The 12299-nt window shown below is 34.2% G+C and carries 7 protein-coding genes and 4 pseudogenes; 10 read left to right on the top strand and 1 reads right to left on the bottom strand.

Annotated elements, in window-relative coordinates; translation table 11 throughout:
* The first annotated feature begins 21 nt into the window (after nt 1–21).
* From ACQ9BO_RS03080 to ACQ9BO_RS03055, 6 genes and pseudogenes are all read left to right on the top strand, one after another.
* The gene (locus tag ACQ9BO_RS03080; RefSeq protein ID WP_431243590.1) at nt 22–1260 is read left to right on the top strand and encodes a glycoside hydrolase family 2 protein; all 1239 of its coding nucleotides are present in this window, start codon (nt 22–24) and stop codon (nt 1258–1260) included.
* A gap of 11 nt (nt 1261–1271) precedes the next feature.
* On the top strand, nt 1272–2363 hold the full coding sequence (locus ACQ9BO_RS03075) for a DUF4982 domain-containing protein (RefSeq protein ID WP_431243589.1): 1092 nt from the start codon (nt 1272–1274) through the stop codon (nt 2361–2363).
* A pseudogene (gene galK / locus ACQ9BO_RS03070) lies at nt 2363–3522 on the top strand (galactokinase). The gene ACQ9BO_RS03075 and the pseudogene galK overlap by 1 nt, the downstream one beginning before the upstream one ends.
* Nucleotides 3523–3539: 17 nt before the next feature.
* The gene (locus ACQ9BO_RS03065; protein WP_431243588.1) at nt 3540–4589 is read left to right on the top strand and encodes a UDP-glucose--hexose-1-phosphate uridylyltransferase; all 1050 of its coding nucleotides are present in this window, start codon (nt 3540–3542) and stop codon (nt 4587–4589) included.
* 276 nt (nt 4590–4865) lie between these two features.
* Nucleotides 4866–6553: pseudogene (locus ACQ9BO_RS03060) on the top strand (sodium/sugar symporter).
* 151 nt (nt 6554–6704) lie between these two features.
* Nucleotides 6705–7310 (top strand): hypothetical protein, encoded by a 606-nt coding sequence (locus ACQ9BO_RS03055; protein ID WP_431243587.1) that lies wholly within the window; start codon nt 6705–6707, stop codon nt 7308–7310.
* A gap of 12 nt (nt 7311–7322) precedes the next feature.
* Here the strand turns inward: ACQ9BO_RS03055 and ACQ9BO_RS03050 are convergent.
* Nucleotides 7323–8572: pseudogene (locus tag ACQ9BO_RS03050) on the bottom strand (NAD(P)/FAD-dependent oxidoreductase).
* A 101-nt stretch (nt 8573–8673) separates the two neighbouring features.
* Here ACQ9BO_RS03050 and ACQ9BO_RS03045 point away from each other — a divergent pair.
* The 4 genes and pseudogenes from ACQ9BO_RS03045 (at nt 8674) to fabG (ending at nt 12222) form a co-directional block, all read left to right on the top strand.
* A pseudogene (locus ACQ9BO_RS03045) lies at nt 8674–10198 on the top strand (HAL/PAL/TAL family ammonia-lyase).
* Nucleotides 10199–10317: 119 nt separating this feature from the next.
* Nucleotides 10318–10413, top strand: a complete 96-nt coding sequence (locus ACQ9BO_RS03040) for a WG repeat-containing protein (RefSeq protein ID WP_431245056.1) — start codon at nt 10318–10320, stop codon at nt 10411–10413.
* Entirely contained in the window at nt 10394–11362 is a 969-nt protein-coding gene (locus ACQ9BO_RS03035; protein WP_431245055.1) for a WG repeat-containing protein, read from the top strand. The genes ACQ9BO_RS03040 and ACQ9BO_RS03035 overlap by 20 nt, the downstream gene beginning before the upstream one ends.
* 128 nt (nt 11363–11490) lie before the next feature.
* Complete coding sequence (fabG, locus tag ACQ9BO_RS03030; RefSeq protein ID WP_431243586.1) at nt 11491–12222, top strand: 3-oxoacyl-ACP reductase FabG; 732 nt, start codon at nt 11491–11493, stop codon at nt 12220–12222.
* The last annotated feature ends 77 nt before the right edge of the window (nt 12223–12299 follow it).

The raw sequence follows: 12299 nt of genomic DNA, 5'->3' as shown, positions 1-12299 counted from the left end.
GAACGATAATAAAAAAACAAAATGAAATTAATTTTTAAATCAATATTCTTCTTATTTCTTCTGAATTTTTCTTTCGGAAAAATTCAAGCGCAGTCACGCACAAAAGTAAATTTTGGTGCCGACTGGGAATTTAAAAGAGAAGAAACTCCCGCTCAGGATTGGGAAAAAATAACGATTCCGCATACTGCTAGATTAGAGAAATTAGTTGTAATCAAACAATTTCAGGGAACGTCTTGGTATCAGAAAAAATTCAAAACCAACATTTCAAAAGACCAAAAAGCCTTTATCTATTTTGAAGGTGTAATGCAGGAAGCTGACGTTTGGATCAACGACAAAAAAGTAACGAATCATAAAGGCGGATATTTACCTTTTACAGTTGATGTTACTTCGTATTTAAATGCAAATAATGAAAACACAATTAAAGTAAAAGTCAATAACGAAGACAATCCGAATTTTCTTCCGGGAAAACCTTTAAAGGATTTGGACTTTAATTATTATGGCGGAATTTATAGAAATGTTTATTTCATCACAACTTCAAAATTGCATATCACTGATGCTGTAAATGCTAATAAAAAGGCAAGTGGCGGAATTTATGCAAACTTCAATAACATTAGCAAAACGGAAGCTTTAGGAACGGTTCAGGTACATTTGAAAAATGAATTTGAATCCGACAAAACAGCTTCTTTGAAATTTATCTTAACGGATAATTCAGGCAAAAAATTAGAATTCAGATCAGAGAATTTCACAGTAAAACCAAATTCTGATCATACGCTTACGCAGAAAATTTCAGTTAAAAACCCAAAACTTTGGTCGGTTCATAATCCGAATTTGTACAAATTAGAAGTTCAGATTATTTCGAATAATAAAGTTGTTGATTCTTATTCAGAGAAAATCGGAATCAGAAAATCAGAAATAAAAGCCGATGGTTATTATTTGAATGACCAAAAAATGTACATCAACGGAACAAACGAACATCAGGAATATCCGTATTTAGGATATGCACTTTCTGATGAAGCGCAATATCGAGATGCCGTAAAAATTAAAAATGCAGGTTTTGATTTTGTTCGTATGTCACATTATCCACATGCCGAAGCTTTCTTAAATGCTTGCGACGAATTAGGAATTTTGGTGATGAATAGTTTGACTGGCTGGCAATTTTTTGGTGGAGAAGAATTCCAAAAAAGCGCGTATCAGGACATTCGCGATATGGCAAGAAGAGACAGAAATCATCCGAGTATTATTTTTGGGAAGCGTCGTTGAACGAAACAGAAATGTCTCCAGCTTTCATGAAAGAAGCGACAAAAACACTTAAAGAAGAATTGCCGTTTGATCATAATTACAGCGCAAGCTGGATCGACAATGACAATTACGACATTTTTATTCCAGCGCGCCAACACGCAAAAGCCCCAGATTATTGGACAAAATACAGCAAAGGAAATCGCAAAATTTTCATTGCCGAATATGGTGATTGGGAATATTATGCGCAAAATGCAGGTTTTAACCAAACGGAATTTGCCAACTTAAAAGAAGAAGAAAGAACTTCAAGACAATTGCGTGGCGCGGGCGAAAAAAGACTTTTACAACAAGCTTACAATTTTCAGGAAGCTTCAAACTCTAACAGAAAAGGCGCATCAACAATTGGTGAAGCCAACTGGTTAATGTTTGATTACAACCGTGGTTACAGCCCAGATTTAGAAAGTTCTGGAATCAGCGATATTTTCAGAATTCCGAAGTTTGCTTACTATTTCTACCAAAGTCAGCGCGATGCTAATGTGGTTTTGGACAAAAAACTATTCTCTGGACCAATGGTCAATATTGCTAATTTCTGGACTCCGGAATCGCCATTAAATGTTACCGTTTACAGCAATTGCGACGAAGTGGCTTTGTATGTAAATGATATTTTAATTTCTAAAGAAAAACCAACTTTAAACAACAACAGCGACAAACTGGAACACGCTCCGTTTATTTTTAAAGTAACAGCATTTCAAGCGGGAACTTTGCGTGCCGAAGGATTTATCAAAGGGAAAAAAGTTGCTTCAAACATTGTGAAAACTCCGGGAAAAGCATCGAAAATTGAATTGAGTTATGATCTTTCTTCGGCAAAAATCAATCCCGACTCTCCAGATATGGTTTTTGTTTATGCCAAAATTACAGACGAAAATGGAACTGTTATTCCAACAGCAACAAACGAAGTTACTTTTGCTTTAAGCGAAGGAAATGCCGAAATCATTGGACAAAATCCTGTTCAAGCCGAAGCCGGAATTGCAACGATTATTCTTAAAACAAAAGACCTTAAAAAGAAAATTGTTCTAAAAGCAACATCAAATAAATTACAAGAAACTACTATTACAATTACTAAATAATGAATGAGATTTTAATTCAAAACACCACAGCATTTTTTGAGAAAACTTTCGGGTCTGCTCCTCAAAAAATTGTACTTTCTCCGGGAAGAATCAACATCATTGGAGAACATATTGACTATAACGACGGTTACGTTTTGCCGGTAGCAATTGACAAAGTAATTTGTTTTGCTTTTGAGAAAAACAATAGCAAAAAATCGAAAGTAATCGCGATTGATTTAAATGAAGAATTTGAAATCGATTTGACTGAAAAAGTGGAATTGAATGATGCCGTTTGGACCAATTATATCCGTGGCGTAATCAAACAGCTTCAGGATAATGGTTTTGCTTTTGAAGGCTTCAATTGTGTTTTCAGCAGTAATATTCCGGTTGGCTCTGGATTATCTTCTTCGGCGGCTTTAGAATGCGGCATGATTTTCGGAATTGCATCACTTTTCGACTTAAAAATTGAAAAGAAAGACATAGCATTATTAGGACAAAAAGCAGAACATTGGGTTGGAATCAACTGTGGGATTATGGACCAGTTTTCAAGCGTTCATGGTCTTGAAAACAAAGTAATCAAGTTAGACTGCAACACACTAGAATTTGAATATCACAATGCCGACTTTAAAGATTATTCTTTGATTTTAATGGACAGCAATGTGAAACATTCTCTTTTACTTCAGAGTACAATACGAGAAGAATTGAGTGTGAACAAGGTTTAGCTATTATAAAAAAGAATTTCCCAGAAATAAAAACTTTTAGAGACTGCAAAGAAGAACAGCTTTTGAGCATTCAAGATCAGTTTGACCCAACAGTTTTTAAAAGAGTTCATTTTGTTGTAAAAGAAATCAACCGTGTAATCAAAGCTTGTGAAGCTTTAGACAAAGGAAATATAGAACTTTTAGGACAATTGCTTTTTGAAACGCATTACGGATTATCTCAGGAATATGCAGTAAGTCGCGAAGAACTAGATATGCTTGTAGATACTGCAAAAGCTGATGATAACATCATTGGTTCTCGTTTAATGGGAGGTGGTTTTGGTGGATGTACCATAAATTTAATTAAAAAAGGTCACGAAAATGAGATAAAACGTAAGTTTTCAAACCTTTATTTAGATACATTTGGAATTGAATTAAAATTCTATGATGTAAAAATCTCAAACGGAACACAACTACTTTAATACCACAACAACATTACATGAAAAATTTTGACATTAACGAAGATCCTCACAGACGTTTTAACCCTTTAATCAATGAGTGGGTTTTAGTTTCACCTCATCGCGCAAAACGCCCATGGCAAGGGCAAAACGAAACTATAGCTACTGAAGCATTGCCAAAATACGACCCAACTTGTTATTTATGCCCAGGAAATGTTCGCGCCAACGGAATGAACAATCCTAAATATGAAAGCAGTTTTGTTTTTGAAAATGACTTTGTCGCGATGAAACAAGACGAAATTATTTTTGAAGAAGATATTAAACACACTTTCTTTAAGGCAAAACCAGAACAAGGAATTTCAAGAGTAGTTTGTTTTTCGCCAAGACACGATCTGACTTTGCCAGAAATGGAAATTGACGGAATTGAGAACATCATTAAAACTTGGCAAAAAGAATATACCGATTTAGGAAACATCAAATACATCAATCACGTTCAGATTTTTGAAAATAAAGGAAGCGTGATGGGTTGCGACAATCCGCATCCACACGGACAAATTTGGGCGCAATCATCATTACCTACACAAGTTGAAAAAACACAAAACAGCTTAAAAGCTTATTTTGACAAAAACAATAGAACGCTTCTTGAAGATTATCTCCAGGCAGAATTAAAATCAGGTGATCGTATTGTAATTGAGAACGATCATTTTGTGGCATTGGTTCCGTTTTGGGCAATCTGGCCTTATGAAACCATGATTTTAAGCAAAAGAGCTTTTGGAAAAATCACTGATTTTACTTCCGAAGAAACAACTGCTTTTGCTAAAATCTTAAAACAGCTTACAACAAAATACGACAACTTATTCAGTACTTCTTTCCCATATTCTTCAGGAATTCACCAAACTCCTACAGATGGTCTGAAACATCCTGAGTGGCATTTCCATATGCATTTTTATCCACCATTATTAAGATCGGCGACGGTTAAAAAATTCATGGTTGGTTATGAAATGATGGGAGAATCACAAAGAGATATCACTCCTGAAAAAAGTGCCGAGATTTTAAGACAACAATCGGATGTACATTATAAAAGTCTTTAAAACTGAGACAAAATCAACTCGATTTTAAAATTTAACATAATAAATCGATTATAAATGTAAAAAACACATTTGTAAATGGTGTAGATATGGAATTTTATTATACTTTTGGCTTTCGTTCTTATTTTCATAAAAAAATAACAGAATAAAAACGGATATCTTAGTTTTAACAAGATAAAAACAACAAAATAACAGGTTTCGAAATTATATTAAAAAATGAATTCATAAAACCACTTTACAAACAATCACCTATACTAATTTTTTAAAATACTATTAACAATGGACCAGAACCTCGCTTTCGCCGATTATGCGGTTTTTATTATTTATTTTATCGTAGTCTCTGTCTACGGTTACACGGTTTACCGCAAGCGTAAACAAGACGAACATGATGCTAAAGCTTATTTCTTGGCTGAAGGAAACTTAACTTGGTGGGCTATTGGAGCTTCATTAATTGCTTCAAATATCTCTGCTGAACAATTCATCGGGATGAGCGGTGAAGGTTTCTTTTTAGGAATCGCTGTTGTCGCCTACGAGTGGCTTGCTCGCTATTGCGTTAATTATAGTAGCGGTTTGGTTTATTCCTGTATATCTTAAAAACAAGATTTACACGATGCCTCAATTCTTAAAGACACGTTACAACGAATCTACCGCTTTGATTATGGCGGTTTTCTGGTTGTTTTTATATGTTTTTGTAAACTTAACATCAATCCTTTATTTAGGAGCTGTTGCTATCAATGGTCTTGCTGGAGGTGAATATCTACACATAATCATGATCGGATTGGCAGTATTTGCTTTATTTATCTCTTTAGGAGGAATGAAAGTTGTAGCTTATACAGACGTTATTCAAGTGGCAGTATTAATCATTGGAGGTTTAGTAACTTCATACATTGCCTTAACAACTGTTGGACGCTATTTTGGTGTTGGAGAAGATGCTATCGCTGGATTTAATGTTTTAATGGAAAAAGCTCCCGAACATTTCAAAATGATTATTCCGAGACCAACTGCAACTTCATCTCAACTTGAAATTGACAAATATTTGACTTTCCCAGGATTATTATCTTATGCTCGCTGGTATCTGGATCATCAACTTAAACTATTGGGGTTGTAACCAATATATTACGCAAAGAGCACTTGGAGCAGATTTACAAACTGCTCGTACAGGTATTTTATTTGCTGGTATGTTGAAATTATTAATGCCACTTATCGTAATGTTGCCTGGTATTGCTTGCTTTCGTTTTATATCAAAACGGACATTTACCTCAATTAGTTGGAGGAAAAGATGGTGCTTATTCTGCAATCTTAACGTTCTTGCCAACAGGTCTTAAAGGACTTTCTGTAGCGGCTTTGACTGCTGCGATCGTTGCATCATTAGCCGGTAAAGTAAACAGTATTTCGACTATCTATACATTAGACGTTCATAAAAAATACATCCAAAAAATGCTGGTGAAAAACAACAAGTAAACATCGGTAGAATTGCCGTTTTTGCCGCAATGCTTTTAGCTGTTTTATTTACATGGAATGACCTTTTAGGAATTGGTGGAGTTGGAGGATTTACTTATATCCAAAAATATACAGGTTTCATTAGCCCTGGAGTTTTTGCCATGTTCTTCCTTGGTATGTTCTGGAAAAGAACAACTGGAACTGCCGCAATTGTTGGGGTAATTTTAGGATTTTTATTGTCTGTATTATTCAACGAATATGCGCCTGCTTTATTTGGAAACGATACACTTTTATACACAGCTTACAACAACGGGAAAGGAGCTTTCGAAATTCCATTCCATATTTGTATGGGATTATCATTCTTCTTTACAATGTTAGCAATGATTGCAATCAGTTTTGCGGGGCCAAAAGTAAATCCAAAAGCGTTTGAAATTGACTCTGAAATGTTTAAAGTAAAACCACAAACTACAGTTTTAATTGTAATTACATTATTGATTATTGTTGCACTGTACGTTAAATTCTGGTAGTATAATTTTTTACTATATTATTTTTTGAAGATTAAAAAAGGCTGTCTATTTAGACGGCCTTTTTTTGCTTCCTAATTTTAAAATAAAAAATAATATTCTCATTGTTTTAATTATTTTTGGCCACAAAAAAACAAACTAACAAACCTAACAAATGAAAAAATTAGTTATCGCATTACTTCTTATTTCCGGCACAGCTTTCTCTCAAAACATGGAAGTTATTAATGGAAATTTTGATTTTTTAAAAGACCAAAAAGACATCAACATTGAATTCGATTATAGTAATTTTACTATGATGAAGGAAAACAAACCAGAGGCTCAATATGTAGAAGAGCACAAAGCCGATTTAGATCAAAAGGCAAAAGGAAACGGAAATCTTTGGCACAAAAGATGGATTGTTGCAAAAGATCAAATTTGGACACCAAAATTCTTAGAAATCGGAAACATCATATTTACAAAAGCTGGAAAAGAAATGAATTTTCAGGAAGGATTAAACACTCCTTACACTTTAATTGTGAAAACCGTATGGATTTATCCAGGCTGGGATGCAGGAATTATGAAACAGCCAGCAAAAGTAAGTACTATTTTAACATTTGTAGAAAGTGCTAACAGATCAAATGTTTTATTAGAAATATCAAGTATGGAGGCTCCCGGAGATCAATGGGGAAACAATTTTAATAATGAAACTAGAATTGGCGAAGGTTATGCTAAAACAGCAAAATCATTATCTAAGCTTATCATAAAAAAAGCATTCAAATAAAAAAAGCCCTGATTATTCAGGGCTTTGTTCTTTTTGCATATTTAGTAAATAAGCCATATTGGCTATTACATGATCGTGTTTCTTGACAAAAGGATTTTCCTCATTCCAAACATATCCGGCTAAAACCGAACATATTTTTTCTTTCACATCAAGATTTTCTGGCTGATGGAAAAACAAAGTCTGTAAATTTCCAGTGTACCATTCTTGTACATAAGTTGTGAAAACTGCAATACCGCGTTTCATATATTGAGTAAATTCAACTTCCCAATCTACTTCAATTCCTTGTGATTCTTTCAAATATAATTTTGCCGCCAACATTCCTGATTCTGTAGCAAAAGCAACTCCCGATGAAAATACAGGATCAAGAAATTCAGAACTATTTCCGGTCAAAGCAAAACCATCACCATACATTCTTTTTACAGCTCTTGAATAATTTTCTAATTTAACTGGTTCGAATAAAAACTCCGTCCCTTTAAATCTTTTAATATAATAATCAGATTTCTGAATGGCGTTTCGTAACGCTTCGGCGTTATCTTTATTTTCAGAAAGCGAATTGATAAAATCTGTCGGACCAACAACTCCCAAACTTGTATTTCCATTTGAAAACGGAATTACCCAAAGCCAAACTTCCGTTTCCAAAATATCAAAAGAAATTTGTGTTCCCTCCTCACCTTCTTCTCTATTAATATCTTTCACATGCGTAAAAATCGAAGAATGCGGATCTAGTTTTGATGGCGTATCCAAATCTAAAAGTCTTGGCAAAACACGCCCGTATCCGCTGGAATCCACAATAAATTTGGCGTGGATTTCTTTTAAATTTCCGTCTTTATCTTTTACAATTGTTTTCGAATTTTTCCCTTCAAAAGAAACTTCCAAAACCTCTGTTTCAAATTCTAAGTCAATTCCTTTTCGAATCACTTCCTGTGCCATAGTGTTGTCAAAATCGGCACGCGGCACTTGCCATGTCCAGTCCCATCCTTCTCCAAATTTCTGGCTAAAATCAAAAACACAAATTTCTTCGCCACGAATAAATCGTGCTCCTAATTTTTTTCAAAGTTCATTGCATTCAACGCATCATACAGCTCCGCCTCGGCAAAATGATCCATCACTCGCGGTATAAGGCTTTCACCTACTACGAGTCGAGGGAATTTTGTTTTCTCAACAACTTTTACCTTGACATTATTTTTATGAAGATATGATGCAGAAACGCATCCTGAAGGTCCTGCACCAATCACTAAAACATCAACAAACTCCTGTGTCATAATAGAAATGTTATGAATTATTAACTTACATTTGCGTTCATCAAAATAACTACATTTATTTTGATAAATAAAATTAAATTAGCACAATCAAATACGGTTTAATGAACACAATTAATGAATATTTAAGTTTAGCAGAATTCGAGTCAATCATTTTTGGAAATAACAAAGTTGCAATCAGTGATGTAGTTTTAAATCGAGTAAATGAAAGCTTTAATTTCTTGAAAGAATTTTCAGGAAACAAAATAATATATGGTGTAAATACTGGTTTTGGACCAATGGCTCAATATCGAATTAAAGAGTCAGACCAAATTCAGCTACAATATAATCTGATCCGAAGCCACTCTTCTGGAACAGGAAAACCATTAAGTCCAGTTTGTGCGAAAGCGGCAATTTTGGCACGTTTGAACACACTTTCTTTAGGAAATTCTGGCGTTCATCCGTCAGTTATCCACTTGATGGCAGAATTAATTAATAGAGATATTACACCACTAATTTTTGAACATGGTGGTGTTGGTGCGAGCGGTGATTTGGTTCAGTTATCACATTTGGCTTTAGTATTGATTGGCGAAGGCGAAGTTTTTTACAAAGGCGGAAGAAGACCAACCAAAGATGTTTTTGCCATTGAAGATTTAAAGCCAATTCAAGTTGAAATTAGAGAAGGTTTGGCGTTAATCAACGGAACTTCGGTAATGACTGGAATTGGTGTTGTAAATGTTCATCATGCAAAAAAATTATTAGACTGGTCATTAAAATCTTCTTGCGCTATAAACGAATTGGTTCAGGCTTATGACGATCATTTTTCGGCAGAATTAAACCAAACCAAACGTCATAAAGGACAACAGGAAATTGCAGAAAGAATGAGACAAAATCTTTCTGATAGTACTTTAATCCGCAAAAGAGAAGACCATTTATATTCTGGAGAAAATACCGAAGAAATCTTCAAAGAAAAAGTTCAGGAATATTATTCTTTAAGATGTGTTCCACAAATTTTAGGTCCGGTTTTAGAAACGATTAATAATGTCGCTTCAATTTTAGAAGACGAATTCAACTCGGCAAACGACAACCCAATTATTGATGTAAAAAACCAGCACGTTTATCATGGCGGAAATTTCCACGGAGATTATATTCTCGCTTGAAATGGACAAACTGAAAATCGTTATTACAAAATTAACGATGCTGGCAGAACGTCAATTGAATTATTTATTGAATTCAAAAATCAACGAAATTCTTCCTCCATTTGTAAACTTAGGAACTTTAGGTTTTAATTTCGGAATGCAGGGTGTTCAGTTTACTGCAACCTCAACAACTGCCGAAAGTCAAATGTTGTCGAATCCAATGTATGTACATTCGATTCCAAATAATAATGACAATCAAGATATTGTGAGTATGGGAACAAACGCGATGGTAATTACGTCAAAAGTTATCGAAAATGCTTTTGAAGTTTTGGCCATCGAAATGATTACTATCGTTCAGGCAATTGATTATTTGGGTCAAAAAGATAAAATTTCATCAGTTACTAAAAAATGGTACGATGATGTTCGACATATTATTCCGGAATTTAAGGAAGACCAGGTTATGTATCCTTTTGTTCAAAAAGTAAAAGATTATTTAATCAACAATTTGTAGTATATTTCGTGCTATTAATTAAAATTAAAAATCATGAAAAAACCGCTTATTTTTTTGTTGCTAGTTTTCATTCAATTTGTTAATAGTCAAGAACTGGCATTAGTTAAAAGAATTCAAAAATTGGATTTCTGTCAAAAGACGGATCTTTTAAAATTGAGCCTCAATTCAAATCTGCCCGAAGTTTTTCTGAAGGTCTTGCTTGCCGTAGAAAATAACGGAAAATGGGGATTTATTGATACAAAAGGCACTTGGGTTATCCCAGCCGATTTTAGTAACGCTAAAGATTTTAACAGCGGAATTGCAATCGTTCAAAAAGATAAGGAATGGGTTTACATCAATACAAAAGGCGAAGTTCAGAAAGCTCCGGCTTCTGAAAAATTATTTGATTTTAATGATGGTGTTGCTTTTATCAGACAAAACAATAAAGTGGGTTTGATCAACAATAAAATGACAATTGTTTTAGAACCAAAATACGATCAAATCAAACCTTTTGAAAATGGTTTTGCCCGAGTAGAACTAAACAAAAACTGGGGAATTATTAATACCGAAGGAAAAGAATTGGTTGAACCTGCTTATGCTGAAGTTGGAAATTATTTCAAAAATACAACTTGGGCGAGAAAAGACAAGACTTTTGGTTTGGTGAGCGCAGGAAAATTTATCCCTGTTGATGGCGCCGAAAAAATCTGGGATTTTGAAACTCAGGATTTGACATTTGCCAAAAAGAACGGCAAAATCGGTTATATTGATTTAAAAGGAAATTGGGTAATTCTACCTATATATGATAAAGGAAAAGCTTTTTCTAAAAACTTGGCTCCGGTTTTAGTCGGAAAAAAATGGGGATTCATTAATCCAGAAGGAAAATTTGTAATTGAACCTACTTATAATGATGCCGAAGTTTTCAGTACAAATGGATTGGCTCCGGTAAAAGAAAACAACTGGGGATTTATAAATGAATCAGGAAAATTAGTTATCCCTACACAATACGGTATTACAACAAATGCCATTATTGCCATGTTTACGCAACAAGACAAAGGATTTATCGACGGTGTTGCGAGAGTAAAAAATGAAGGAAAATGGGGATTTCTTAAACCAGACGGAACTGTTTTAAGCAACCAATGGTTTGAAAATGCCGAACTATTTTCGAAATCAGAAAAAAACAAGTAGCTGAAACTCCTGCTGAAAAGCCAAAACAAGAAGCGAAACAAGACGCAAAACCGGTTTCAAAAACAGCAAAAAAACCGGTTGCAAAGAAAAAATAATATTTACCCCAAATAAAAATAAAACCTTAAGTAATGAAATGTGTATTAGTAACCGGCGGTTCTAGAGGAATTGGAAGTGCAATTTGTAAAAAATTAGCCGTTGAATCTGATTATCATATTTTGATCAATTATCATTCAAACCAAACCGGCGCCGAAGAAACACTCCAGGAAATACAAAAATTAGGTGCAACTGGAGAAATTCTAGGTTTTGATGTTTCTAATTTTGAACAAGTACAAGAAGTTTTAACAAAATGGCAGGAAGCAAATCCTGAAGCTCTAGTTGAAGCTATTGTAAACAATGCAGGAATTACAAAAGATGGTCTTTTTATGTGGATGACACCACAAGACTGGAATAGTGTAATGAATACAAGCACAAGTGGATTTTTTAATGTAACGCAGTTTTTTATCCAAAAAATGTTGCGCAACAAATATGGCCGAATCGTAAATATGGTTTCGGTTTCTGGAGTTAAAGGAACAGCTGGACAAACCAATTATTCGGCCGCAAAAGGTGCTATTGTAGCCGCAACAAAAGCTTTGGCTCAGGAAGTGGCAAAACGCAACATTACAGTAAATGCCGTTGCGCCAGGTTTTATCAGAACCGACATGACAAGCCAACTCGACGAAAAAGAATTATTAAAACTGATTCCTGTAAATCGTTTTGGCGAAGCAGAAGAAGTTGCTGATTTGGTAAGCTTTTTGATTTCTAAAAAAGCAAGTTATATTACAGGTGAAATTATAAACATAAACGGAGGAATATATTCTTAAGAATACTATGTTTGCATAATATTTTAAGTTTTTTAAACATAGAAAATTACACTTTAAGGATAAAAAAATTACTTTGA

Origin of the sequence: Flavobacterium sp. P21 (assembly GCF_050632225.1) — a bacterium.
GTDB lineage: Bacteria > Bacteroidota > Bacteroidia > Flavobacteriales > Flavobacteriaceae > Flavobacterium.
Note: the sequence above shows the minus strand (reverse complement) of the source record. Positions and strands in the feature narration are given on the sequence as shown.

Coding starts and splice junctions, on each gene's coding strand:
- ACQ9BO_RS03080 (WP_431243590.1), top strand. CDS start 22: ATGAAATTAATTTTTAAATCAATATTCTTCTTATTTCTTCTGAATTTT.
- ACQ9BO_RS03075 (WP_431243589.1), top strand. CDS start 1,272: ATGTCTCCAGCTTTCATGAAAGAAGCGACAAAAACACTTAAAGAAGAA.
- ACQ9BO_RS03065 (WP_431243588.1), top strand. CDS start 3,540: ATGAAAAATTTTGACATTAACGAAGATCCTCACAGACGTTTTAACCCT.
- ACQ9BO_RS03055 (WP_431243587.1), top strand. CDS start 6,705: ATGAAAAAATTAGTTATCGCATTACTTCTTATTTCCGGCACAGCTTTC.
- fabG (WP_431243586.1), top strand. CDS start 11,491: ATGAAATGTGTATTAGTAACCGGCGGTTCTAGAGGAATTGGAAGTGCA.